Genomic DNA, 24,620 nt, shown 5'->3' with positions numbered 1-24,620 from the left:
GGTCCGCGCGGCGCGACGGGCGCCCCCGGTGCCCGCGGGCCCCAGGGCGCCCCCGGCACGCCGGGCGCGCCTGGCGCTCCGGGCCAGCAGGGACCCCAGGGCGAGCAGGGCGAGCAGGGCCCCGCCGGGCCGGGCGTCCGCTGGTTCCTCATCGACGCCTCGGGCGCGATCGTCGACCAGTCGGGCGGCTTCACGGTCGCCGCGGCGTACCCCGAGCTGGCCAACACCGCCCCGGCGGGCGCGCCCTCGAACGCGCTGCGCGCGGCCGGCAACGTCTACGTGAACGCGGGCGAGGACCTCACCGGTTCGGGCATCGTGGCGACCATCGCGCTGCAGAACCAGGTCGACCAGAACGGCGACGGCGTGACCAACGGCCGGGCGGGCGCGGCCGACGCCAACCCCGAGTTCTCCGGCGAGATCACCGCGACCACCTGCGGCCTGGCCGGGATCGTGGCCTGCGCTCCGACGGGCACGAACAACACGAACCACCTCGTCGTCAGCCCGCGCCTCAGCGACGGCTCGGTCACGACGTCGACGAACCGCAAGCGCTTCTACGTGATCGTCACCGACGGCGGGATCACCATCGGCTGACCGCCGTACCCCGGCCGCCTGCTGCAGGTTTCCCCGCCCAGGCGGGGAAACCTGTGGTCTGCGGCCGATGCCTGGGCCGCAGACCACAGGTGTTCGTCGCAGAGTCGCGGCGGCCCGGGGCCGAGGCGGGCCCGGGCGGCGGCGCCCGGGCGGCGGCGCCTGGGCGGCGGCAGGCGGTCGCCCTCGCGCGCCCGAGTGCGCAGGTTCAGCCGGAACGCGGGCCGAGGACTGAATCCACGCACTCCGCGGGAGCCCGCCGCCCCCGCCGACCGCCCGCTCCCGGCCGGGAGCGGCGCGCAACGGTCCTGCAACGTGGGCAGCCCTAGCGTGTGAGCGCAGTCACACACCGCCTCACGCACCGAGGAGATCCCACCCCATGACCGTCTACGCCGCTCCCGGCTCCGCCGACTCGCTCGTCACCGTCGAACCCCGCTACGACCACTACATCGGTGGCGAGTGGGTGGGCCCGGTGAAGGGCGGCTACTTCGAGAACATCTCCCCGGTCAACGGCAAGCCGTTCACCGAGGTCGCCCGCGGCACGAGCGAGGACATCGACGCCGCCCTCGACGCCGCCCACGCGGCCGCCGACAAGTGGGGCGCCACGTCGCCCACCGAGCGCTCGAACGTCCTGCTGAAGATCGCCGACACCATCGAGGCGAACCTGCCGGCCCTGGCCGTGGCCGAGACCTGGGACAACGGCAAGCCGGTGCGCGAGACGCTGGCCGCCGACCTCCCCCTCGCGGTCGACCACTTCCGCTACTTCGCCGGCGCGCTGCGCGCCCAGGAGGGCGGCGTCTCGGAGATCGACTCCGAGACCTACGCCTACCACTTCCACGAGCCGCTGGGCGTCGTCGGCCAGATCATCCCGTGGAACTTCCCCATCCTCATGGCCGTGTGGAAGCTCGCCCCCGCGCTGGCGGCCGGCAACTGCGTCGTGCTCAAGCCCGCCGAGCAGACGCCGTGGTCGATCCTCAAGCTCGTCGAACTGGTGGGCGACCTGCTGCCCGCCGGCGTGCTCAACGTCGTCAACGGCTTCGGTGTCGAGGCCGGCAAGCCGCTCGCCTCCTCGCCCCGCATCGCCAAGATCGCGTTCACGGGCGAGACCACCACGGGCCGGCTGATCATGCAGTACGCCAGCCAGAACATCATCCCCGTCACCCTCGAGCTGGGCGGCAAGAGCCCGAACATCTTCTTCGAGGACGTCGCCGCCGAGCGCGACGCGTTCTACGACAAGGCGCTCGAGGGCTTCGCGATGTTCGCGCTGAACCAGGGCGAGGTCTGCACCTGCCCGAGCCGCGCGCTCGTGCAGCGCTCCATCTACAGCGACTTCGTGCCCGAGGCCGTCGCCCGCGTCGAGAAGATCACGCAGGGCAACCCGCTCGACGACACGACGATGATCGGCGCGCAGGCCTCCAACGACCAGCTGGAGAAGATCCTCAGCTACATGGACATCGGCAAGCAGGAGGGCGCGAAGATCCTCACCGGCGGCGAGCGCAACGTGCTCGAGGGCGACCTGGCCGAGGGCTACTACGTGCAGCCGACGATCTTCGAGGGCGACAACTCGATGCGCGTCTTCCAGGAGGAGATCTTCGGCCCCGTGGTCGCGCTGACCTCCTTCGACGACGAGGCCGACGCGCTCAAGGTCGCCAACGACACCCTCTACGGCCTCGGCGCCGGCGTCTGGTCGCGCGACGGCAGCCGCGCGTTCCGCATGGGCCGCGGCATCAAGGCCGGGCGCGTCTGGACGAACTGCTACCACGCCTACCCGGCGCACGCCGCGTTCGGCGGCTACAAGCAGTCGGGCATCGGCCGCGAGAACCACAAGATGATGCTCGACCACTACCAGCAGACGAAGAACCTCCTGGTGTCCTACTCCCAGAACGCCCAGGGCTTCTTCTGATGACGACCCCCGACACCGGCTCCGGCGGCGCGCCGCTGCCGCCCGAGCCGGTGCGGGTGGCGGTCACCGACGCGGCGGCCGAGCTCGTGCGGCGTCTCACCGAGACGCACGGACCGGTGATGTTCCACCAGTCCGGCGGCTGCTGCGACGGGTCGGCGCCGATGTGCTACCCCGACGGCGACTTCCTCACCGGCGACGCCGACATCCACCTCGGCGACCTCGACGTCGGGCTGGAGCGCGCCGTGCCCGTGTGGATGTCGCGGGCGCAGTTCGAGTACTGGAAGCACACCCACCTCACCATCGACGTCGTGAAGGGACGCGGGGCCGGCTTCTCCCTCGAGGCCCCGGAGGGTCTGCGGTTCCTGCTGCGCTCGCGGATCCTCACCGACGACGAGTTCCTGGCGCTCGAGAAGAGGATCGCCGACGCGTCCTGACGCCCCGCCCCGGCGGGCTCAGCCGACGAGGAGCACGTGCAGCGTGCGGGGGCCGTGGACGCCCTCGACGCGGTCGAGCTCGATGTCGCTCGTCGCGCTGGGCCCGCTGATCCACGTCGCCGGGCGCGCCGGGTCGAGCAGCGCGACCGCGTCGGGCACGTCGTCGACGACCTGGTCGGCGCGCACGAGGCACACGTGCAGGTCCGGCACGAGGCTGATCGCCCGCCGTCCCTGGTCGGGCGCGTGGTCGAGCACGATCGTGCCGGTCTCCGCGATGCCCACCCGGGCCGCCGTGACGACGCCCTGGGTGTCGTCGAGCTCGAGCGCGCTGAGCGGCGCCCCCGGCGCGTCGACGACGGTGCCGACGTCGCCCGCCGACAGCGCCGCGACCACGTCCGGGTCGAGGTCGGGCGGGACGACGACCAGCGCGGCGGGGCCGGCGTGCCGCCGTACCGCCGCGAGCACGCGCTCGCCCACCTCGGCGGGCGAGCACCGCTCGACGACGGCCTTGTAGTCCTCGACCCGCTCGACGAAGAGGTCGAGCCGCTCCTGGGGCGAGTACGCCGGCACGCGGGGTGCGTCGGGCACCTCACGGGTCCGCTCGACCCCGGCCAGCGCGGAGCGCACCCTGCCGAGGATCTCGTCGCGGGCGCTCATCGCTGCTCCTCCCCACGGGTGCGCGCCCACCAGGCGCGGAAGGACTCGCGCGGCGGGGCCGGCAGGTCGCGCGCCCCGGTCCAGGCGGCGGCGCCCGGCCCGGGGAGGGGTCCGGCCGCCGACCGGCCGCCGGGCAGGTGCCGCTTGCCGAAGCGGCCCAGCACCCGGCCGCCGAGGCCCGACAGCTTCTCGACCCGGGCGAGGCGGCGGTGGTCGGACAGGGCCCAGGCCGCGCCCTTCATCGCCACGGCCTCGGCCTTCGGCACGCGGTCCTCGCGGTGGCCGTCGACCACTTTCGAGCGCAGGTGCACGAGCACCTCGGGGATGTCGATGCGCACGGGGCAGACCTCGAAGCACGCGCCGCACAGCGAGGAGGCGTAGGGCAGCGAGTCCGTCTGCGGGTCGCCGGTCCCCTTCATCAGCGGGTTGAGGATCGCGCCGATGGGGCCCGGGTAGACCGAGCCGTAGGAGTGGCCGCCGGTTCGCTCGTAGACCGGGCACACGTTGAGGCAGGCCGAGCAGCGGATGCAGCGCAGGGCCTGGCGGCCGACGTCGTCGGCCAGCGCGCGGGTGCGCCCGTTGTCGAGGAGCACGACGTGCACCTCCTGCGGCCCGTCGCCGGGGGTCACGCCCGTCCACGTCGAGGTGTAGGGGTTCATCCGCTCGCCGGTGGAGCTGCGCGGGAGCAGCCGGAGCAGGGGGTCGAGGTCGGCGTACGTCGGCACGACCTTCTCGATGCCCACGACGCTGACGAGCACCTCGGGCAGCGTCAGGCACATGCGCCCGTTGCCCTCGGACTCCACGACGACCAGCGTGCCGGTCTCCGCTACCGCGAAGTTGGCGCCGGAGACGGCCACCTTGGCGCGCAGGAACTTCTCGCGCAGGTGCGCCCGGGCCGCAGCGGCCAGCACGGCCGGCTCGTCGGTGAGGTCGGCCGGGGCGGGCCGGCCCACGGCGCCCATCTCGCGCAGGAAGATCTCCCGCACCTCGGCGCGGTTGCGGTGGATGGCCGGCACGAGGATGTGGCTGGGCAGGTCACCGGCGAGCTGCACGATGAGCTCGGCCAGGTCGGTCTCCCAGGCGGCGATGCCCTCGGCCGCGAGCGCCTCGTTGAGGTCGATCTCGGCGGTCGCCATCGACTTCACCTTGACGACCTCGTCGACCTCGTGGGCCCGGGCCACCTCGGCGACGATGCGGCAGGCCTCCTCGGCGTCGCGGGCCCAGTGCACCGTCGCGCCGTTCGCGACCAGGGAGGCCTCGAGGCGCTCGAGCTGCACGTCGAGGTCGCGCAGCGCCGAGTCCTTGACGGCGGCGCCCGCGAGGCGCAGGTCCTCCCACTCCGCCACCTCGCCCACGACCGCGGCCCGCTTGCCGCGGATGACGCCCGTGGCGTGGGCGAGGTTGTGGCGCAGCTGGGTGTCGCCGAGCGCGGCGCGCGCGGCGGTCGGGAACGCCGGCATGCCGACGAAGGTGCCGGTCACGTAGCACCCCCGGCGCGCGGCGTGGCGGCGGCCGGCGTACCCGCCTCGGTGGCGGAGCCCGTGGGCCCGGCCTCCGTGCTGGCGAGGATCTCCGCGAGGTGCACGACCCGCACGCCGGCCTGCTGACGCGAGAGCATGCCGCCGATGTGGAGCAGGCAGGAGTTGTCGCCGGCCACCAGCACCTCGGCGTTCGTGGAGCGCACGTGGCGGGCCTTGTCGGCCCCCATCGCCACGGAGGTGTCGGCGTTCTTCACCGCGAAGGTGCCACCGAAGCCGCAGCACTCCTCGGCGCCGGGCAGGTCGACGAGCCGCAGCCCGCGCACCTCCTCCAGCAGCTGCCGGGGCCGGTCACCCACCCCCAGCGTGCGCAGCGAGTGGCACGTCGGGTGGTAGGTGACGGTGTGGGGGAAGTAGGCCCCCACGTCCGTCACGCCCAGCACGTCGACGAGGAACTCGGTGAGCTCGTAGGTGCGCGGCGCGGTCTCCGCGACCGCGGCCTGGAGCCCGGCGTCACCGGAGCGGCGCGCCACCAGCGAGTGCTGGTGGCGCACCGAGCCCGCGCACGAGCCGGAGGGGGTGACCACGGCGTCGTACCCGGCGAAGGCCTCGACGAAGGTGCGCACGACCGGCACCGCCTCGTCGAGGTAGCCGGTGTTGACCATCGGCTGGGCGCAGCACGTCTGCGCCACCGGGAAGTCCACCTCGACCCCCAGCCGCTCCAGCAGCGTCACGACCGCCTGCCCCGTCGCCGGGAACATGGCGTCGTTGACGCAGGTGACCATCAGCGCGACGCGCACGGGACGCTCACCTGACCTCCTGCTCGACGTACGGGACCAGCCGGACCGGGCCCAGCAGACCATAGTTCTGCCGGGTCGCCACGCCGTACACCTCGGGGGTCACCGTGCGCAGGCGGTTGAGCAGGGTGGAGGCCACCTCGACCTGGATCGTGTTGCGGCCGCGGCGCAGGCGGCGACCGAGGTCGACCGTCGTGACCAGCGGGTCGCACGGGGGCAGCGCCTGGCCGTTGACCGACACCCGGAAGGTGTCCTCGACCGCGCCGAGCTCGAGCAGCGCGCCCGTGCCCGTCGGCCACTGCTGGCCGAGGTCGATCGTCACCGAGTAGCGGCCGATGCCGGAGACGTCCTCCAGCCCGGGGATCTGCGACCAGGGACGCAGGCCCTCCACCCGGGTACGGCGGGTGGTGCGGGTGGTCGTCGTGGCCGTGCGGCCCGGCGTCCAGTCCTCGACCTCGAGGTCCCACGTGCCCAGCGTCAGCGGCGCGCGGACCGAGGCGATGGTCGTCACCTTCGTGCGTCCGCCGGCGAGGGTGACCGTGTGGCGCCCCGCGGTCGAGGAGCGCACGACGATGCGGCGCTCGTCGCCCGACACGGCCTCGGCCGTGGTGGCGACGACCGAGACCGGACGCTCGGAGCGCGCCGGCGCGGCGAGCACGACGACGGTCGACTGGCCGGGCTGCAGGTCGACGCGCACCCGCACCTTCGACCCGGACCGCTCGTGGAACGCGACCGGCGTGAGCGTGCCGCTCCACGTGTCGAGGCGGTAGGGCACCGCGTCGGCGCGCGTGGCGGTCAGCCACACGTCCTGGGTGACGCGGGTGAGGCGGCGGTTCTCGGCGTGCTTGGCGTTGGCCAGGTAGTAGAGGTCGACACCGCCGCCCTCGGCGAGCACCCGGCGCACCGACATGACCGTCGAGCGCTCGTGGGTGACGTCGGGGGTGACGCCCAGCGCGGCCAGCGCGCCCGGCACGTCGGCGTTGGCGGTCGCGCCCACCGTGCGGGTCGTCGGCAGCGCCGCGACCGCGGCCATCTCGGCGCGGATCTGCGCCACGGTCTCCGCGGACTCGACGCCGACGGGCTCGGCCAGGTTCGCCCAGTCGCCCATGAGCACGACCTTGAGGCCGGCCTCGGCCAGCGCGCGCACCCGGCGGGCGGCCGACAGCTCGATCGACAGGCGGTTGCCCCGGAACTGGTCCGGGCCCACGATCATCACCTTGTACGCCGGACCGTCCGGCGCGAGCCGGCCGTCCCGCACGGTCGCCAGCGGCAGGTCGAGCAGCGCGGGCGTCGCGAACCCGTGGGTCCAGCCCAGCGGGATGCCGTCGTTGGTCGCCCAGGGGGCGCCGATGCCGGTGGACGCCCAGCCCTTGGGCCGCAGGAACACCACGTCGTACTTCGGGACACCGGTCTGCAGCACCAGCTGGGTGCGGGCGAGGTGGGCCGCGATGCCGGGCATGTGCTGCCACAGCGGCGTGCGCGGGCCCCACGCCTCGCCGAAGCCGATGGCGCCGTTGTAGTACGGCGAGAACGCCGCGAAGCCGGGCCAGGTCACGCCCGGCGCGGTGGCGTGGGCGAAGCCGTGGAGCACGGCCATGTTGACGCCGGCCGCGTAGATGCTGTGGATCGTCTGGAGCGCGCGCTCCCAGGTCGTCGAGTAGGCGCCGCCGTTGTAGCAGGCCGCCTCGCACGACAGCACGGTGCGGCCGCCGAGGTCGCGACCGCCCGCCATCACGCGGTAGTCGTCGAGGTTCTTGAACCCGAGCGACTCGGTCTCCGGCACGTCGACGACGGCGCTGTGCTCGACCGTGTCGGTCTCCAGGCCGTAGGGCTGCACGCGCAGGCCCATGTCGAGGGTGCGGGCGAAGGCCTGGATCGGCTTGAGGTGGTGGTCGCGGTAGAGGTCGGAGATCGTCTGGTTGACGTCGTCGCGCACCCGGATCGTCGTGGTGGCGTCGAAGGCGAACTGGTAGCGCTCGTGGAGCTCGAGCACGCAGGCCAGGTAGGGCCGCAGGTCGTAGCCGCGGCGCTCGGCGAACTCGGCGAGGAAGCGCGGCGTCCAGATGGTCGCCTCGGTCTCGATCTCGAGGGAGTCCTCGAAGAGGTAGCCACCGGCGGAGCGCAGGAGGCGGCGCAGCTCGTCGTCGAGGATCGTGGACTCCCACAGGTCGATCACGGCCTGCGCGCCGAGCGGGGAGAAGTGGTCGACGACCCAGCAGCGCGGGTCGGTGTGCGGGCCGGCCTCGGGCTCCTGGCCCGAGCCGCGCTGCCAGTAGGCGAGCAGCTCCCACGAGCCGGTGCCCGCGGGCGCGGTCCACGTCAGGCGGCCGTCGACGACCTCGTCGGTCAGCTCGACGACGGAGGCCAGGTCGAGCACGGCCTCCGCGCGGGCGGTGCCCGGCGTGACGACGCGCGCGGCCTGGACGCCGACGAGCGTGCGGACGGTGGCGGCCTCGACGGGCTCCACGACCGGCGCGGGCAGGGCGTCGTCGTACGTCGCGCCCGCGGCGAGGGCGACCCGCCCGTGCACGAGCTCCGCGCAGGCGCCCTCGTCGTCCGGCGTCAGCGTCGGGACGGCGGCCGGCCACGAGGGGCCGACGGTGATGTCGACGCGGACGCCGCGGCGACCGGCCTCGCCGAGGGCGGCCTTCACGCCGTCCACCCACGACCGGGTGCCCCAGCCCTGGGTGGCCAGCGGGATCTCGATGTCGCGGGCCCGGAGGCTGTGGGTGACGTCCGCGATCTCGACGGCACCGAAGCCGGCGGCGGCGATCTGCTGGACCTCGAGCTTGATCTGGGCCGGGTCGACGGCGCCGTGCGGCCACCACCAGCGGAAGCCGGCGGCGGTCGCCAGGCCGGGGGTGGTCAGCCGGCGGGCCAGGTCGTCCGGCAGGCCCGGGTGCGGGTTGCCGGCCGCGGCGGCCGGGGAGGCGCCCGCGCCGGTCGCGACGGTGGCGATGCCGGCCGTGGCCACGGCGGCGGTCAGGAGGCGGCGGCGGTCGAGGCGCGGGCCGCCCGTCGGCGTGCTGCCGGGGCCGGCGGAGGTGACGTCGTTGTCCATGGGGGTCTCCGAGAGGGGCGGGGCCGGGGAGGGCCGGGGACGCTCAGCCGACGGGCGTCGGTCGGGCGGTCTGGACGCGTCGCTCCGCGGCGGCCCAGTCGAGGTGGTCGCGCGGCTCGTAGCGGCGCAGCTGGTGGGTCTCGCGCAGCAGGGCGCGCATGGCGGTCAGGTCGGGGAGGTCCGCGCCGAGGGTGCGGGCCTGGACGAGCACGTTGCCGAGCGCGGCCGCCTCGCCGGGACCGGCGAGGACGGGCACACCGACGGCGTCGGCCGTGAGCTGGCACAGCAGCGTGTTGTGCGTGCCGCCGCCCACGACGTGGAGCACGTCGAAGCCCTGGCCCGACGTCTCCGCCGCGGCCCGCAGGTGGCGGCGGTAGGCGACGGCGAGCGAGTCGACGACCGTGCGGGCGACCTCGGCGCGCGTGGTGGGCACCGGCTCTCCCGCTGCTGCGGCGAGCGCGCGGATGCGCGCGGGCATGTCACCCGGCGGCAGGAGGCTCGCGTCGTCGATGTCGACGACGGTGCGCAGTGCGGGCAGCGCGGCGGCCTCGGCGAGCAGGCCGGGCAGGTCGACCGTCGAGCCGTCGCGCTCCCAGGTGTGCACCGACTGCGAGAGCACCCACAGGCCCATGACGTTCTTCAGGTAGCGGACGGTGCCGTCGACGCCGGCCTCGTTCGTGAAGTTCGCAGCCCGCGCCTCCTCGGTGAGCACCGGGGCGCGCAGCTCGAGGCCGACGAGCGACCACGTGCCCGAGGAGATGTACGCCGACCGCTCGCCCGCCGCGGCCGGGACCCCGACGACGGCGGAGGCCGTGTCGTGCGAGCCCACCGCGACGACGGGCACCGGCGGCTCGTCGGCGCCGCGGCCCAGCGCCGCCGACACGTCGGGCAGCAGCGTGCCGACGCGGTCGCCGGCCTCGCGCAGCGGCGGCAGGATCGACCACGGGATGCCGAGGCGCGCGGCGAGGTCGGTCGCCCACGTGCCGGTCGTGGCGTCGTACAGGCCCGTGGTGGAGGCGTTGGTGCGCTCCGCCCCGATCTCGCCGGTCAGCCAGTAGCCGAGCAGGTCGGGCAGGAGCAGCAGGGTCTGCGCCGACTCGAGCGCGGCCGTGCCGCGGGCGGCGGCGAGCTGGAAGACGGTGTTGAACGGCAGGTGCTGCAGGCCGGTGCGGGCGAAGAGCTCGGCGGCGGGCACCGTCTCCCACACCTGCTCCGGCACCCCGACCGTGCGGGCGTCGCGGTGGCTGTAGGGGTTGCCGAGCAGCACGCCGTCGCGGTCCAGCAGGCCGTAGTCGACGGCCCACGAGTCGATGCCGATGCCGTCGAGCGGGCCGGTGGCCGCGATGCGGCGCAGGCCGGTGACCACCTCGCGGTGGATGCCCAGCACGTCCCAGTAGAGCGACCCGCCCGCGCTCACGCCCCCGTTGGGGAAGCGGTGGACCTCGGCCAGCTCGAGCCGCCCGGGCCCGACGACCGCCACCATGACCCGGCCGCTGGTGGCGCCCAGGTCGACGGCCGCCACCCGCAGGTCACCGGGGCGCGGGGTGGGCAGGTCGGGGGTCACGGCTCGTCCTCTTCTCGGTGCGGGGTGGGTCGTGCGGGGTGCTGCCGGTGGGTGCTGCGGGGTGGGGTGGCCCGGCGGCGGGCGGGATCGGCGCCCGCCGCCGGAGCCGTCAGGGGTTCCTCGGCGCGGGGGTCAGCGGAGGAACGCGGCGGCGACGCCCGCGTCGACCGGCACGTGCAGGCCGGTCGTGTGGGTCATCTCCGGGCCGCAGAGCACGAACACCGCGTTGGCGATGTGCTCGGGCAGCACCTCCTTCTTGAGGATGGTGCGCTGCGCGTAGAACTTGCCGAGGTCCTTCTCCTCCACGCCGTAGACGGCGGCGCGGTTGGCGCCCCAGCCGGAGGCGAAGATGCCGGAGCCCTGGACGACGCCGTCGGGGTTGACGCCGTTGACCTTGATGCCGTGGGCGCCGAGCTCGGCGGCCAGCAGGCGGACCTGGTGGGCCTGGTTCGCCTTCGTGGCCGAGTAGGCGATGTTGTTCGGGCCGGCGAAGACCGAGTTCTTCGAGGAGATGTAGATGATGTCGCCGCCCATCTCCTGGGCGATCATCACCGTGGCCGCGGCCTTGGAGACGAGGAACGAGCCCTTGGCCATCACGCGGTGCTGGAGGTCGAAGTCCTCGCCCGTGGTGTCGAGCAGCGACTTCGACAGCGACAGCCCGGCGTTGTTGACGACCAGGTCGATGCCGCCGAAGGCGAGCACCGCGGCGTCGATCGCGGCCTGCACCGCGACCTCGTCGGAGACGTCCGCCGCCACGCCGAGCGCGACGTCGGCGCCGCCGATCTCGGCGGCCGCGGCCTGCGCCTTCGCCAGGTCGAGGTCGGCGATCACGACGCACGCGCCCTCGGCGGCCAGCTTCTTCGCCGTGGCCTTGCCGATGCCGCCGGCGGCACCGGTGATGAACGCGATGCGCGAGGCCATCGGCTTCGGCTTCGGCATGCGCTGGAGCTTCGCCTCCTCGAGCGCCCAGTACTCGATGCGGAACTTCTCCGCCTCGTCGATGGGGGCGTACGTCGAGAGGCCCTCGGCGCCGCGCATGACGTTGATGGCGTTGGTGTAGAACTCGCCGGCCACGCGGGCGGTCTGCTTGTCCTTGCCGAAGCTGAACATGCCGACGCCGGGGACGAGCACGATGAGCGGGTCCGCGCCGCGGATCGCCGGGCTGTCGGCCGTGGCGTTGCGGTCGTAGTAGCCCTGGTAGTCCTCGCGGTAGGCCTCGTGCAGCTCCTTGAGCCGCGCGATCGAGTCCTCGACGCTCGCCGAGGCGGGCAGGTCGAGCACGAGGGGCTTCACCTTGGTGCGCAGGAAGTGGTCGGGGCAGGAGGTGCCCAGGGCCGCCAGGCGCGGATGCTCCGCGGCGGCGAGGAAGTCGAGGACGACGTCAGCGTCGCTGAAGTGACCGACCATCGGGCGGTCCTTGCTGGCGATGCCGCGGATGGTGCCCGCGAGCGCGGCGGCCTTCGCCCGGCGCTCGGCCTCGGGGAGCGCGCCGTACCCGTCGAGGGCGGGGCCGAAGGGCTCCGCCTTGGAGTTCTCGGCGATGTAGGCCGCGGCGGTGTCGATGATCCACAGCGAGTTGGCCTCGGCCTCGTCGCTCGTGTCGCCCCACGCGGTGATGCCGTGGCCGCCGAGGATGCAGCCGACCGCCTGCGGGTTCTTCTCCTTGATGGCCGCGATGTCGAGGCCCAGCTGGAAGCCGGGGCGGCGCCACGGCACCCACACGACCTTGTCGCCGTAGATCTTGCTGGTCAGCGCCTCGCCGTCCGCGGCGGTCGCGATCGCGATGCCGGAGTCGGGGTGGAGGTGGTCGACGTGCGCGGCGTCGACGAGGCCGTGCATGGCCGTGTCGATGCTCGGCGCGGCGCCGCCCTTGCCGTGGAGGCAGTAGTCGAACGCGGCGACCATCTCGTCCTCGCGCTCGATGCCCGGGTAGACGTCGACGAGCGCGCGCATGCGGTCGAGCCGCAGCACCGCCAGCCCGGCCTCCTTCAGCGTGCCCAGGTCGCCGCCCGAGCCCTTGACCCACACGAGCTCGACGGGCTGGCCCGTCACCGGGTCCGTCTCGGTGCCCTTGGCGGACGTGTTGCCGCCGGCGTAGTTGGTGTTCTTGGGGTCCGAGCCCAGGCGGTTGGACCGGGCGATCAGCTGCTGGGGGACGGTGAGATCAGTCATCTCGGGTGGTTCCTCTGGGGTGTGAGGGTGTGAGGGTGTGCGGTCGGGTCGGTGCGTCCGGGGTGCGGCAGGCGGGGCGGGTCAGTTCCAGCCGACCTGCGTGCCGCCGACGCGGGCGGCCTCGAGGCCCTCCTGGTGGCCGCTCGCGGCGTACGCCTTCATCGGGTGCGCGGGAAGGCCGCGCTCCTCGCGCCAGGCGGCGAGGTCGGCGCGGACGTCGGTGGAGAAGGCGTCCATGAAGATCTCGTGCGCCTCGAGCACCTCGCCGGCCTCCTGGGCGGCGGTGAGGGCCTCGCGGTCGAGCAGCAGCGCCCGGGCCGTCATCTCCTGCACGTTGAGCACGGAGCGGATCTGGCCGGGGATCTTCTTCTCGATGTTGTGGCACTGGTCGAGCATCAGCGCGACGTCGGAGTCGGCGTCGAGGCCGCCCCCGCGGATGACCTCGACCATGATGCGGAAGAGCTGGAACGGGTCGGCCGAGCCCACGATGAGGTCGTCGTCGGCGTAGAAGCGGCTGTTGAAGTCGAACGAGCCGAGCTTCCCCAGGCGCAGCAGCTGGGCGACGATGAACTCGATGTTCGTGCCGGGCGCGTGGTGGCCCGTGTCGAGGCAGACCTTCGCGCGGTCGCCCAGGGCGCTGACCTGCACGTACGACGTGCCCCAGTCCGGGACGTCGGTGTGGTAGAAGGCCGGCTCGAAGAACTTGTACTCGAGTACGAGGCGCTGGTCCTCGCCGATCCGGTCGTAGATCTTCGTCAGCGACTCGTGGAGGCGGTCCTGGCGGCCGCGCATGTCGGCCTGGCCCGGGTAGTTCGAGCCCTCGGCGAGCCAGATCTTCAGGTCACGCGAGCCGGTGGCGTCCATGACGTCGATGCACTCGAAGTGGTGGTCGACGGCCTTCTGCCGGATCTTCGGGTCCGTGTGCGTCAGGGCGCCGAGCTTGTAGTCGTCGTCCTGGAACGTGTTCGAGTTGACCGTGCCCAGCGCGATCCCCAGGTCCTCGGCGTAGCGGCGCAGGGCCGCCCAGTCGTCCACGAGGTCCCACGGGATGTGCAGCGCCACGGCCGGCGCGAGACCGGTGAAGCGGTTGACGGTCGCGGCGTCCGCGATCTTCTCCTCCACCGAGCGCGGGGTGCCCGGGGTGCCGAACACCTTGAAGCGCGTGCCCGAGTTGCCGTAGGCCCAGGAGGGGACCTCGATCGCCAGGCGCTCGAGCGTCGGCGTGATGGCGGTGAAGCTGGTCATGCGGGGTCTCCCTCGGTACGACGGCTCGCGGCCGCCGCGCTGTCGCTGTGGTCGGTGGGGCTCGGTGCGGTGGTGCCCGGTGCGCTGGTGCCGGTGGTGCTGGAGCTCGCTGCGGCGAGCTGGTCCTCCAGGTGGAAGACCTCCTCGAGCCGCAGGAAGCCGGTGTCGGGGGCGGCGCCGTCGAGGTCGACGAAGAACTCGCCCATCTCGGCCTGCCAGCGGGCGTTGACCTCGGTGGCGGCCATCGCGGCCTGCGCGTCCTCGATGGTCGTGGTCACCTCGACGTACCCGACGAGCAGGCCGTCGGGACGCACGAACAGGGAGTAGTTGCGCCAGCCGGACGCGTGGAGCGCCTCGAGCATGTCGGGCCACACGGCGGCGTGGCGCTCGCGGTACTCCGCCAGGCGGTCGGGCTTCACCTGGAGCTGGAAGCAGACGCGCTGCACGGGACCTCCTCGAGACGGGATTGAATCGTTTTAATCCTACGCCACCGCGGGGTTCCGGCCGGTCGCGGTACCAGCGGTAGTCCTCGACTACCGCTGGCACCGCGAGCGCGGGTCGTGCGGTGGTTCAGGTGCTGCGGTGCTGCGGTGGATCAGGTGCTGCGGGTGGCCGCGGGCGGCCGGGGGTCGGCGTACGACCTGGTCGACCGATCAGAAGTCGAAGTCGCCGATGTTCTCCGACGTGAAGACGGTCGGGTCGCCCAGGAGGACCTCGCCGTCGGCGCCGACGGTGTACTCGCCCAGGTCGCCGGCGGTGAAGGTGTCGCCCTCCTCGCCGGTGATGTCGCCCTCGACGAGCGCGTGGGCGGCGTGCGCGGCCAGGTAGCCCAGGTCCTCGGGGTTCCACAGCGCGAACGAGGTGACGGTGCCGTCCTCGATGAACTCGCGCATCTGGTTCGGCGTGCCGAGGCCGGTCAGCGCGACCTGGCCCTTGTACTGCGACGTCGAGAGGTAGCGCGCCGCGGCGGCGATGCCGACCGTGGTCGGGCTGATGATTCCCTTGAGCTCCGGGTTCGACTGCAGCAGCGCCGCGGTCTTGTCGAAGGACGTCTGGTCGTCGTCGTCGCCGTAGACCGTCTCGACGATCTCGATGTTCGGGTACGTCTCGGCGGCGTAGGACTCCATGAGCTCGATCCACGCGTTCTGGTTCGTCGCGTTGGCCGCGGCGGACAGGATCGCGACCTGGCCCTCCTCGCCGATCTGCTCGGCGATGAGGTCGACCTGCGTCTGGGCGATGCCCTCGGCGGACGCCTGGTTGACGAAGATGTCGCGGTACTCGGGGTCGACGTCGGAGTCGAAGGTGACGACCTTGACGCCCGCGTCCCGGGCCTCCTCGAGCGCGGAGCCCAGGGCGGTCGGGTCGTTCGCCGAGACGACGAGGGCGCCGACGCCCTGCTGGGCCGCCGTGTTGATGAACGGGACCTGCGCGTCGGGGGTCGCCGTGGTCGGGCCGACCTCCTCGAAGGTGCCGTCGAACTCGCCGACGGCACGCTCGCCACCGGTGCTGGAGGCGTCGAAGTACGGGTTGCCGAGGTTCTTCGGGAGGAAGGTGATGGTGGAGGCCGAGTCGCCGCCACCGCCACCCTCGCCGTCGTCGGACCCGCAGGCGGTCAGGGCTGCACTCGCGGCGAGCGTGAGGGCGACGAGCGCGGAGACGCGCCGGGTGTTGAACTTCATCGTTCTTGCCTTTCGATGGTGGTGACGTCGATGTGCGACGAGATCACGCGGATGGGCGCCGTCCGAGGCGGCCGAGCGGCCCCTTCGCTCCCGTGGGCATGCGCCCCGAGGCCCACGCGAGGAAGCGGGGTGCCACGACCGACGCCACGAGCAGGAGCCCGATGACGATCGTCGTGACGTTCTCGGTCTCACCCTGCAGGCGCATGGCGCTGGAGATGACACCGATGAGCAGGACGCCGGCGACGACACCGTGGAGGGCACCGCGGCCGCCGAAGATGGAGACCCCGCCGAGGAGCACGGCGGCGATCACCTGGAGCTCCATGCCCGTGGCGGCGTCACCGCGCGCCAGGTCGTAGCGGAGCGTGTAGTAGACGCCGGCCAGGCCCGAGACGGCGCCGGCCAGCAGGAACAGGACCAGCTTGGTGCGGGCCACGTCGACGCCGCTGAAGCGCGCCGCCTCGTCGTTGAGACCGATCTCGTAGACCCCGCGGCCGAAGCCGGAGAAGTGGAGCAGGGCGGCGAAGACGACGGCCAGCACGAGGAAGACCACGAGCACCTGGGGGTAGCTGGTCTCGCCGAAGCGCTCCTTGACCCGGTCGGTCCACTCCTCGGGGAAGCCCGTCTTGGCCTCGGTGCCGAGCAGGCCCACCGCGATGCCGCGGTAGAGGGCGAGCGTGCCGATCGTGACTGCCAGCGAGGGGAGCCCGACGTACCCGACGAGGAACCCGTTGAAGGCGCCGCAGAGCGCGCCGACCGCGATCGCCGCGAGAGCGGCCATCGTGAACGACAGGCCCGCGTCGGCGAACAGCACGCCGGTGAGCACGCTGGTCAGCGCGACCGTGCTCGCCACCGACAGGTCGATCTCGCCGGTGATGATGATCATGGTCATCGGCAGGGCGATGAGCAGGATCGGCATGAGGTCGAGGAACAGGTAGTAGACCGTCAGCGGGCCGTCGAAGTTCGGGACGTTGACGTTGGCCCAGACGAGCACCACGACGAGGAGCGCGATGATCGCGGTCTCGCGGGTGAGCAGCCAGCGCTGCCAGGCCGGGCGGGCGTACGACGGGTACGTGCGCGCCGCGCTCGCTCCGGTGCCCGGGCCCGCCGCGGTCGGGGCCTTCGTGGGGGTGGAGGCGGACATCAGCCTTCCCTCTCTTCGTCGAACTTGCGGGCCTGGCGCAGCGCGAGGATCCGGTCGAGGACGACCGCGCCGAGGATGAGGGCACCGACGACGGCGCGCTGCCAGAAGTCGGGGATACCGAGGATCGGGAGCGCCCGGTTGATCGTCACGAGCAGGACTGCGCCGATGGCCGCGCCCCATACCGTGCCGGAGCCGCCGAAGATCGCGACGCCGCCGATGACGGCCGCGCCGACCGCCTGCAGCTCGATGCCGTTGCCGACACCGGAGCTGACGGTGCCGTAGCGGGCGGCGTGGACGACGCCCGCCAGGCCGGCGAGGGCGCCGCACAGGACGAAGGCGGTGAGCACGCGGGTCGGCACCTTGAGGCCGTAGAGCTTCGCGGCGTCGGGGTCGGAGCCGATGGCGTAGAGCTCGCGGCCCGAGCGGGCCGTGTGCAGGTAGTAGCCGACGATGGCCACCACGGCCACCGCGACGATCGTCAGCAGCGGGATGGTGAGGAACGACTTGGTGCCCAGCGCGAGGAAGCCCGAGGGCATGTCGCTCGCGTTGATCCGGTCGCTGCCGGCCCAGGTGAGCATGATGCCGCGGTAGATGTACATGGTGCCGAGCGTGATGACGAGGGCCGGCACCTGGGCGTAGGCCACGAGGACGCCGTTGATCACGCCGAGGAACGCGCCGAGCGCGACGCCCGCCAGCACCACGACGATGATCGGGATGCCCGGCACGTCGATGAACAGCCGGCCGGTCAGGTACGCCGTGAGCGCCATCGTCGAGCCGACCGACAGGTCGACGCTGCGGGTGACGATGACCATCATCTGGCCCGCCGCGAGCAGCAGCAGGATGGACGGCGTCAGGAGGAGGTCGCGCCAGCCGTCGCCGGTCAGCAGGAAGCTGTCGTTGCGCACCGTCGCGACGGCGATGACCGCCAGCAGGAAGATCGCGACGGCGATCTCGCGGGAGCGCAGCGCGGCGCCGAGGGCGCCCCGGGCAGCGGCGCCGCGTCCCGGCGTACCGGCACCCGGGCCGGGGGCCGAGTGGGGCTCCGGCTTGGTCAAGGTGGCGCTCATGCGCGCACCTCCTTCAGGAGGGCGTCGGGCAGGACGGGGGCGAGCTCGCCGGTGGACTCGTGGCCGGCGGTGGCGGCCTTCATGACCGCCTCCGGGGTGGCCTGCTCACGGCTGAGCTCGGCGGTGATCTCGCCCTCGCGGACGACGAGGACGCGGTCGGCCATGCCGAGCACCTCGGGCAGCTCGGAGGAGATCATGAGGATGGCGAGGCCCTGGCCGGCGAGGTCGGAGAGGAGCCGGTGCACCTCGGACTTCGTGCCGACGTCGATGCCGCGCGTGGGCTCGTCGATGATGAGCAGCTCCGGCTCGGTGGCCAGCCACTTGGCGATGACGACCTTCTGCTGGTTGCCGCCGCTCATCGTGGTCGCGGCCATGTCGAGCGCGTTGGTCTTGACCTCGAGGCGGTCGGCCCACGGGGCGACGGCCTTGTTCTCGGCGGCGGTGGTGAGCAGGCCCAGCTTGTCGAGCTTCGTGCGGATGACCGCGGCCACGTTGTGGGCCACCGAGTTGTCCACGACGAGGCCCTGCTTGCGGCGGTCCTCGGGGACGAAGGCCATGCCGGCGGCGATCGCGGCGCGGGGGCGGCGGGGCTTGACCGCCTTGCCGTGCATCCGCACCGAGCCGGCGTCGTAGCGGTCGACGCCGAAGACGGCGCGCGCGATCTCGCTGCGCCCCGCGCCGACGAGGCCGGCCAGGCCGACGATCTCGCCCGCGCGGACCTCGAAGGAGATGTCGCGGAAGGTGCCGGCGGAGCTGAGGCCCTCGACCTGCAGCACCGGCTCGCCGATGGTGGCGGGCTGCTTCGGGAAGAGCTCGCCGACCTCGCGGCCGACCATCATCTCGACGATCGCGTCGGGCGTGGTGGAGGCGATGGCGGTGGTCGCGACGTACTCACCGTCCCGCATGACCGTCACCTGGTCGCAGAGGGCGAAGACCTCCTCGAACCGGTGGGAGATGAAGACGAGGCCGCGGCCCTCGTCGCGCAGGCTGCGGGCCACGGCGAAGAGGCGCTCGACCTCGACGCCGGACAGCGCGGCGGTGGGCTCGTCCATGATGAGGAGGCGCGCGTCGAGCGAGATGGCCTTGGCGATCTCGATGATCTGCTGGTCGGCGATCGAGAGGCCGAGCGCGGGGCGCTTCGGGTCGATGTCGACGCCCAGGCGGGCGAAGATCGAGCGGGTCTCGGCGAGCATCGCGGCCCGGTCGATGCGGCGGCCGCGGCCCAGGGGCTGGCGGCCCATGAAGATGTTCTCCGTGACCGAGAGGTCGGGGAACAGCGTGGGCTCCTGGTAGATGACGGCGATGCCGGCCGCCTTCGACTCCGCGGTCGACGTGAAGTCGACGTCGCGGCCCTCGAAGCGCAGCGTGCCGCCGTCGCGGCGGTGGACGCCGGCGACGATCTTGATGAGCGTCGACTTGCCTGCGCCGTTCTCCCCCACCAGGGCGTGGATCGACCCGGGGTGCACGGTGATGGTGCCCGACCGCAGCGCGGCGACGGGACCGAAGGACTTCCGCACGTCGGCCATCTCGAGCACCGGGGTCGCCGGTGTCGTGGCCGGCGCGGACGCCTTCGTCAGGGGGTCAGGCATGGGACCTGCTTCCTCGTTCGGGGGAACTGCCGCTCGGTCTTAAATCGTTTCAATATGAGCGGCGTCACGCACGCTATGACGGCAGTCACGACACTGTCAACCGATTCCGTTGAATCGTGTTAACGTCCGCGACATGCCCGAGGCCCAGGTGCGCGACGTCGCCCGCCTCGCCGGCGTCTCCCCCGGGACCGTCTCCAACGCGCTCAACCACCCGGAGAAGGTCTCGCCCGCCACGCGCGAGCGCATCCTCTCCGCCATCAGCGAGCTGGGCTTCGTCCCGAACGACGCGGCCCGCCAGCTGCGCCGCGGCACCAACGCCAGCATCGGCATGATCGTGCTCGACATCGCAAACCCCTTCTTCACCGCCGTCGCCCACGGCGTCGAGCAGCGCCTCGCCGAGGTCGGGCGCCCCCTCGTGCTGGCCAACAGCGGGCAGAACCACGAGCGCGAGGTCGCCTACCTCGACCTGTTCGCCGAGCAGCGGCTCTCCGGCGTGCTCGTCACCCCCGCCGGCCAGGTGCTCGACCGACTGCGGCGCCTGCGCGACCGCGGCACCGCGATCGTCGTCGTCGACCGCAAGACCGGTGCCCGTGAGTTCTCCTCGGTCTCCGTCGACGACTCCCTCGGCGGGCGCCTCGCGACGCAGCACCTCCTCGAGATCGGCCGCCGCCGCATCGCCTTCATCGGCGGCCCCGAGGACCTCAGTCAGATCAAGCACCGCCTCGGCGCCGCGCGCACCGCCGTCGAGGAGCACGGGTCCGGCGAGATCGTGCACCTCGACGTACCCACCCTCGACGTCGAGGCCGGCCGCACCGGCGCCCGCGACCTGCTCGACCTCCCCGCCGCCCGCCGGCCCGACGCGATCTTCGCGGCCAACGACCTCATCGCCCTCGGCGTGCTGCAGACCCTCACGCTGCGCGGCGTGCGCGTGCCGGACGACATCGCCCTCGTCGGCTACGACGACATCGACTTCGCCGCCGCCGCCGCCATCCCCCTGACCTCCGTGCGCCAGCCCGCCGTCGCCATGGGCGAGGCCGCCACGTCGCGCCTGCTCGACGTCATCGCCGACCCCGCCGGGTCACAGGTCGAGCACATCGTGCTCGAGCCCGAGCTCGTCGTGCGCCGCTCCACCGTCGCCTGAGGGGTACGGCGGGCCGCGGGGCGGGTGCGGCTGTTGCCGATCGCCCCGGGGCACCGATCGCGGCGGGGCACCGATCGCGGCGGGGCACCGATCGCGGCGAACGCGGCCGGATCGGGGCCCAGGGGCGGTCCGTCGGGGGCGATCGCCGCGATCCGTGCTGGTGGGCGACTCGGCGGCCGCGCACCGGTGGTTGAGGTGGCCGCCCCGGCGGCCCTCGAAACCACCTCGGGAGCGGCCGCCGGCTGGCGCTCCGAGGACACGCGAGATCGCTGATTCTCTTCTCCCCAGCCCGCCGCGCTCCCGGCCGAGACTGTCGGTGGCCACCTCTAGCGTTGTCGGTATGAACCACCCGAGCACCGCCGTCGTCGAGGGCCCTCCGGCCGTCGACACGACGGCGCTGCTCGCGACCGCTCGAGCCGCTTCGGCGACCCAGATGGCCGCCGAGGTAACGGCGTTCGTGGCGGTCGCTGACTGGGCCGAGGCCCACACCGACGGGGTGGTGGGTGACCCCATCGGGCCGCTCGGGCTCCGGCACGAAGACCCCAGCTCAGTACCGGGTGGCGACCGGTTCCTCGAGCTCGGCGGCCCGGGCGCACCCATGGTCTCCGAGTTCTGCCTCTACGAGATCTCCGCGGCCCTCGGCCGCTCCGTCACCTCCGGTCGGCCGTTGGTCGGTGACGCGGTCGAGCTGCGCCACCGCCTCCCGCGGCTGTGGGCCCGGGTCCTCGCCGGCGCCGACCCGGCCACGCAGAAGCGCGCGCTGCCGGTGTGGCGGGCCCGCAAGATCGCCGCTCTCACCCGGACACTGACTGCCGAGGCGGCCGACTTCGTGGACCGCAACCTCGCCCCCGTCGCGCACCGCGCCACGATGCCGACCGTCGAACGGCTCGTCGCCGAAGCGGTAGCGCGCTTCGACCCCGAGAACGCCGAGCTCGACCGCGCCGATGCGGACGAGGCCCGGTACTTCACCATCGAGACCACCCCGGTCGACACCGCCTCGCCCTGGAGCGGGGTCGTGCCCGTGCACGGCACCCTCGACATCGCCGACGCCCTCGACCTGGACAACGCCGTTCAACGAGTGGCTGCCGACCTCGCCGCCGCGGGCTGCGACGCCGACCTCGACGTCCGCCGTTCGATGGCGGTGGGTGAGCTCGCCCGCCGCCAGACCGCACTTGACCTGTACGGCGTCATTGACGACGCCGGCGACGCCGGCGGACGTGCAGCCTCGACGCGCACCCCGGCCCGGAAGGTCGTGCTCTACGTCCACCTCAGCGACGCCGCCATCGCTGGGAACCGCTCCGCCGACGACTTGGCGGCGGGGCCCGGCGTCGATACCGCGACCGGTGGCGTCGGGATCGACCTGGCCCGCCTCGAGAACACCCGGGACCTCATCACCGCCGACCAGGTCCGCGACTGGTGCCACACCCCGGGCACGACGATCACCGTCAAGCCCGTCATCGACCTGAACGAGCACGTGGCGGTGGACGCGTACGAGATCCCCGACCGCATCGCCGAACGGGTCCGGCTCGACCGGGCCACCTGCGCCTTCCCCTACTGCGGCCGACCAGCCAGGGGCCTCGATCTCGACCACATCCAGCCCTACCGGTGGGAAGCAGCACCCGGCGCCGGACAGACCTCCACCAGCAACCTGGCGCCACTGTGCCGCGGCGAACACCGCGCCAAGACCCACCCGTCGCCGACGGGGGTCAGCCCACCGGAGAACGAACCGACGGGCATCGACCCGCCCGGCACCGGTCCGCCCGACCGGCGATGGCATTACCGCCGAGACCTGCTCGGCACCTACATCTGGACCAGTCCGCACGGGTTGCAGTACGCCGTCGACTCGACCGGCACCACACCGCTGAACTAGTCCCGTCACCAGCGCCGACCCCGCCACCCAGCACCACGTGGCGGGGCCACCGGCATGTCCCGGCGTGGTTTCGAGGGCCGCCGGGGCGGCCACCTCAACCACCGGACGACCCCCACCAGCGGCATGTCCCGGCGTGGTTTCGAGGGCCGCCGGGGCGGCCACCTCAACCACCGGACGACCCCCACCACCGGCATGTCCCGGCGTGGTTTCGAGGGGTGCTAGCGCACCCACCTCAACCACCGGGACGCGCCCGCCGCCTCGACCACCAGGACGCCGCCACGTCGACCACCGCCGTACCCGCCCGGCCACCTCGACCGCCGCCGTACCCACGCACGTGCCGCCGCGGCGGGTGGGCACGTCGTACGGTCGTCGGGTGGGTCGACGTCTCCGTTCTGCGACGGTCACCGTCGTGACGACGGCGCTGCTGCTCGCGGCGTGTGCGGGCGCGCCCGACGACCCGGAGCCCGCGGAAACGCCGCGCGCCGCGGCCCCGACGGCGGCCGCGCCCGCAACCACCCAGCCGGCGACCACGACCGCCGCCCCCGCACCCGCACCCGCACCCGCACCCGCACCCGGTACGCAACCACCCGCGTGGCTCGGCACGCGCGTGCTGCCCGTGCGCTCGGACGGGTCGGTCGCGCCGCAGCCCACCCCGCCGGAGCTGGACCCGCGGCGCTTCACGCTGCCGGACGAGCTGGCGCCGCTGCCGGGGGACGGCTACGCGGCGGAGGTCACCTCACCGGCACCCGCCGACGTCCTGGCGCGGTCGACGTGGCGGCCGGGCTGCCCGGTGGCGGCGCGGGAGCTGGCGTGGGTGCGTCTCACCTTCTGGGGCTTCGACGACGCCCGGCACACCGGCGAGCTGCTCGTCGCCGCGGACGTCGCGGACGACCTGGTGAAGGTGTTCCGCACGCTCTACGCGGCGCGCTTCCCGATCGAGGCGATGCGGGTCACCCCGATGGCAGCGCTCGACGCGCCACCGACGGGCGACGGGAACACGACGGAGTCGTTCGTCTGCCGCGCGACGACCGGCGAGTCCGCGTTCTCCCAGCACGCCTACGGCACGGCGGTGGACGTCAACCCGTTCCAGAACCCCTACGACAAGGGCGCGGGCGCGGCCCGGGTGGTGATCCCGGAGCTGGCGACGTCGTACACCGACCGCACCGCCGTCCGCCCCGGCATGGTGCTGCCCGACGACGCGGTCGTCCGCGCCTTCGCCGCGGTCGGCTGGGAGTGGGGCGGCGCGTGGCGGACGCTGTCCGACCCCCAGCACTTCAGCCGGAACGGGCGGTAGCCGGGCCGAGCTCGACGGTCGTGGGCAGGTCGTCGGCGCGCACGTCGACGACGAGGAGGTACGGCTCGTCGGGGTCGCACGTCGCCCCCACGTCCGGCCACTCGGGCCGCAGGTGCGTGGCGTCGGCCTCGAACTCCGCCACGACGTCGGGTGCGGGCTGCAGCGGGCCACCCGTCTCGCAGGCGGCGAGGAGCCACGCGAACCGCCGGTACGCCGGGGCTGGCGCCGCCACCGTCACCGGGCTCCACTCCGACTCCACGGTCACGGGCACCTCGACGGCCCCCTCGACCTCGCGGCCCGTCCCGACCTCCAGCCCCGTCGCCGCCTCGACCCGCGCGAGGTCGACCGGCACCTGCCGGCTCTCGACGCGCTCGACGACCACGTCCGGGAGCTCGTCGCGGGCGACCTCGGGCGCGACGTCGAGGACGTAGACCTCCCAGTCCGGCTCCGCGCAGTGGACGCCGTCGGGGTCGTCGAGCGCCTGGTGCTCGCTGCCGCGCGGAGTGGCGACACCGACGGTGCCGTCGCGCTCCCACAGGACCGGTTCGCCGACCCGCCCGCACGCGTCGTCCACGAACTGGAAACGCCGCACTCCGGGCGCGAGGTCCGGCAGGTCGGCATCGACCTCGGCGACCTCCGGCCGCGGCTCCTCCCCCGCGCGCAGCTCGAGGGGGTGGTGCCCCGGAGCCACGTCGTCGACGGGCTCGTCGACGACCAGCCGCGCCTCGACCCGGCCCTCGACCCGGCCCTCCCGGCCCTCCCCCGGCTCACCCGGGCCACCCGGCTCGCCGGCGGACGGCCCCGTCGTACCGGGCAGCCCCGACCCGCCGCCCAGCAACCGGCCGCCGTCGCACCCGGCGAGCACCGGGCCGGCCGCGGCGACCAGCAGGGCGGCGAGCACCGCCGTACGCCCGCGGGCTCGCGCGTGGGTCATCCCGCC

The 24,620-nt window shown here is 73.4% G+C and carries 18 protein-coding genes and 1 pseudogene; 6 read left to right on the top strand and 13 right to left on the bottom strand.

Annotation, left to right across the window (positions count from 1 at the left end; all coding sequences use genetic code 11):
- From KK617_RS02390 to KK617_RS02380, 3 genes and pseudogenes are all read left to right on the top strand, one after another.
- A pseudogene (locus tag KK617_RS02390) lies at positions 1-591 on the top strand (hypothetical protein); the annotation flags it as partial.
- 376 nt (positions 592-967) lie between these two features.
- On the top strand, positions 968-2,491 hold the full coding sequence (locus KK617_RS02385; RefSeq protein ID WP_277497803.1) for an aldehyde dehydrogenase family protein: 1,524 nt from the start codon (positions 968-970) through the stop codon (positions 2,489-2,491).
- Positions 2,491-2,925 (top strand): DUF779 domain-containing protein, encoded by a 435-nt coding sequence (locus KK617_RS02380; RefSeq protein ID WP_277497802.1) that lies wholly within the window; start codon positions 2,491-2,493, stop codon positions 2,923-2,925. Before KK617_RS02385 ends, KK617_RS02380 begins: the two co-directional genes overlap by 1 nt.
- Positions 2,926-2,943: 18 nt before the next feature.
- On the opposite strand, the gene KK617_RS02375 is transcribed toward KK617_RS02380, so the two are convergent.
- The 12 genes from KK617_RS02375 to KK617_RS02320 all read right to left on the bottom strand — a co-directional run bounded on the left by KK617_RS02375 (position 2,944) and on the right by KK617_RS02320 (position 19,375).
- Positions 2,944-3,582 (bottom strand): lactate utilization protein C, encoded by a 639-nt coding sequence (locus tag KK617_RS02375; protein ID WP_277497801.1) that lies wholly within the window; start codon positions 3,580-3,582, stop codon positions 2,944-2,946.
- A complete protein-coding gene (locus KK617_RS02370; RefSeq protein WP_277497807.1) occupies positions 3,579-5,042 on the bottom strand; it encodes a lactate utilization protein B in 1,464 nt (487 codons plus the stop codon). The genes KK617_RS02375 and KK617_RS02370 overlap by 4 nt, the downstream gene beginning before the upstream one ends.
- A gap of 17 nt (positions 5,043-5,059) precedes the next feature.
- Positions 5,060-5,845 (bottom strand): (Fe-S)-binding protein, encoded by a 786-nt coding sequence (locus KK617_RS02365; RefSeq protein WP_277497806.1) that lies wholly within the window; start codon positions 5,843-5,845, stop codon positions 5,060-5,062.
- A 22-nt stretch (positions 5,846-5,867) separates the two neighbouring features.
- Complete coding sequence (locus KK617_RS02360; protein WP_277497800.1) at positions 5,868-8,918, bottom strand: glycosyl hydrolase; 3,051 nt, start codon at positions 8,916-8,918, stop codon at positions 5,868-5,870.
- Between the two features lie 43 nt (positions 8,919-8,961).
- Positions 8,962-10,482 (bottom strand): rhamnulokinase family protein, encoded by a 1,521-nt coding sequence (locus KK617_RS02355; protein WP_277497799.1) that lies wholly within the window; start codon positions 10,480-10,482, stop codon positions 8,962-8,964.
- 132 nt (positions 10,483-10,614) lie between these two features.
- Positions 10,615-12,654: a bifunctional aldolase/short-chain dehydrogenase gene (locus KK617_RS02350; RefSeq protein WP_277497798.1), complete on the bottom strand. Its 2,040-nt coding sequence runs from the start codon at positions 12,652-12,654 to the stop codon at positions 10,615-10,617.
- Between the two features lie 81 nt (positions 12,655-12,735).
- Complete coding sequence (rhaI, locus tag KK617_RS02345; RefSeq protein WP_277497797.1) at positions 12,736-13,899, bottom strand: L-rhamnose isomerase; 1,164 nt, start codon at positions 13,897-13,899, stop codon at positions 12,736-12,738.
- On the bottom strand, positions 13,896-14,345 hold the full coding sequence (locus tag KK617_RS02340; RefSeq protein WP_277497796.1) for an L-rhamnose mutarotase: 450 nt from the start codon (positions 14,343-14,345) through the stop codon (positions 13,896-13,898). Before KK617_RS02340 ends, rhaI begins: the two co-directional genes overlap by 4 nt.
- A gap of 207 nt (positions 14,346-14,552) precedes the next feature.
- The gene (rhaS, locus tag KK617_RS02335; RefSeq protein ID WP_277497795.1) at positions 14,553-15,578 is read right to left on the bottom strand and encodes a rhamnose ABC transporter substrate-binding protein; all 1,026 of its coding nucleotides are present in this window, start codon (positions 15,576-15,578) and stop codon (positions 14,553-14,555) included.
- Between the two features lie 43 nt (positions 15,579-15,621).
- Positions 15,622-16,719, bottom strand: a complete 1,098-nt coding sequence (locus tag KK617_RS02330; RefSeq protein WP_277497794.1) for an ABC transporter permease — start codon at positions 16,717-16,719, stop codon at positions 15,622-15,624.
- Positions 16,719-17,786, bottom strand: coding sequence for an ABC transporter permease (locus tag KK617_RS02325; protein ID WP_277497793.1), 1,068 nt, complete (start codon positions 17,784-17,786; stop codon positions 16,719-16,721). Before KK617_RS02325 ends, KK617_RS02330 begins: the two co-directional genes overlap by 1 nt.
- Entirely contained in the window at positions 17,783-19,375 is a 1,593-nt protein-coding gene (locus KK617_RS02320; RefSeq protein WP_277497792.1) for a sugar ABC transporter ATP-binding protein, read from the bottom strand. The genes KK617_RS02325 and KK617_RS02320 overlap by 4 nt, the downstream gene beginning before the upstream one ends.
- Positions 19,376-19,508: 133 nt before the next feature.
- Here KK617_RS02320 and KK617_RS02315 point away from each other — a divergent pair, with 133 nt between their 5' ends.
- The 3 genes from KK617_RS02315 to KK617_RS02305 all read left to right on the top strand — a co-directional run bounded on the left by KK617_RS02315 (position 19,509) and on the right by KK617_RS02305 (position 23,680).
- Complete coding sequence (locus KK617_RS02315; RefSeq protein WP_277497791.1) at positions 19,509-20,516, top strand: LacI family DNA-binding transcriptional regulator; 1,008 nt, start codon at positions 19,509-19,511, stop codon at positions 20,514-20,516.
- Between the two features lie 340 nt (positions 20,517-20,856).
- Positions 20,857-22,386 (top strand): HNH endonuclease signature motif containing protein, encoded by a 1,530-nt coding sequence (locus KK617_RS02310; RefSeq protein ID WP_277497790.1) that lies wholly within the window; start codon positions 20,857-20,859, stop codon positions 22,384-22,386.
- 373 nt (positions 22,387-22,759) lie between these two features.
- Entirely contained in the window at positions 22,760-23,680 is a 921-nt protein-coding gene (locus KK617_RS02305; RefSeq protein WP_277497788.1) for a M15 family metallopeptidase, read from the top strand.
- Here the strand turns inward: KK617_RS02305 and KK617_RS02300 are convergent.
- The gene (locus tag KK617_RS02300) at positions 23,661-24,614 is read right to left on the bottom strand and encodes a hypothetical protein (protein ID WP_277497787.1); all 954 of its coding nucleotides are present in this window, start codon (positions 24,612-24,614) and stop codon (positions 23,661-23,663) included. The genes KK617_RS02305 and KK617_RS02300 overlap by 20 nt on opposite strands.
- Between the last annotated feature and the right edge of the window lie 6 nt (positions 24,615-24,620).

The sequence above is a fragment of the Nocardioides sp. ChNu-99 genome (assembly GCF_029493445.1).
Classification (GTDB): Bacteria; Actinomycetota; Actinomycetes; order Propionibacteriales; family Nocardioidaceae; genus Nocardioides.
The sequence above is the reverse complement of the archived record's forward strand: the minus strand, read 5'-3'. Positions and strand labels throughout refer to the sequence as shown.

Coding starts and splice junctions, on each gene's coding strand:
- KK617_RS02380 (WP_277497802.1), top strand. CDS start 2,491: ATGACGACCCCCGACACCGGCTCCGGCGGCGCGCCGCTGCCGCCCGAG.
- KK617_RS02300 (WP_277497787.1), bottom strand. CDS start 24,614: ATGACCCACGCGCGAGCCCGCGGGCGTACGGCGGTGCTCGCCGCCCTG.
- KK617_RS02375 (WP_277497801.1), bottom strand. CDS start 3,582: ATGAGCGCCCGCGACGAGATCCTCGGCAGGGTGCGCTCCGCGCTGGCC.
- rhaI (WP_277497797.1), bottom strand. CDS start 13,899: ATGACCAGCTTCACCGCCATCACGCCGACGCTCGAGCGCCTGGCGATC.
- rhaS (WP_277497795.1), bottom strand. CDS start 15,578: ATGAAGTTCAACACCCGGCGCGTCTCCGCGCTCGTCGCCCTCACGCTC.
- KK617_RS02370 (WP_277497807.1), bottom strand. CDS start 5,042: ATGCCGGCGTTCCCGACCGCCGCGCGCGCCGCGCTCGGCGACACCCAG.
- KK617_RS02330 (WP_277497794.1), bottom strand. CDS start 16,719: ATGTCCGCCTCCACCCCCACGAAGGCCCCGACCGCGGCGGGCCCGGGC.
- KK617_RS02315 (WP_277497791.1), top strand. CDS start 19,509: ATGCCCGAGGCCCAGGTGCGCGACGTCGCCCGCCTCGCCGGCGTCTCC.
- KK617_RS02365 (WP_277497806.1), bottom strand. CDS start 5,845: ATGGTCACCTGCGTCAACGACGCCATGTTCCCGGCGACGGGGCAGGCG.
- KK617_RS02350 (WP_277497798.1), bottom strand. CDS start 12,654: ATGACTGATCTCACCGTCCCCCAGCAGCTGATCGCCCGGTCCAACCGC.
- KK617_RS02325 (WP_277497793.1), bottom strand. CDS start 17,786: ATGAGCGCCACCTTGACCAAGCCGGAGCCCCACTCGGCCCCCGGCCCG.
- KK617_RS02310 (WP_277497790.1), top strand. CDS start 20,857: ATGAACCACCCGAGCACCGCCGTCGTCGAGGGCCCTCCGGCCGTCGAC.
- KK617_RS02320 (WP_277497792.1), bottom strand. CDS start 19,375: ATGCCTGACCCCCTGACGAAGGCGTCCGCGCCGGCCACGACACCGGCG.
- KK617_RS02385 (WP_277497803.1), top strand. CDS start 968: ATGACCGTCTACGCCGCTCCCGGCTCCGCCGACTCGCTCGTCACCGTC.
- KK617_RS02360 (WP_277497800.1), bottom strand. CDS start 8,918: ATGGACAACGACGTCACCTCCGCCGGCCCCGGCAGCACGCCGACGGGC.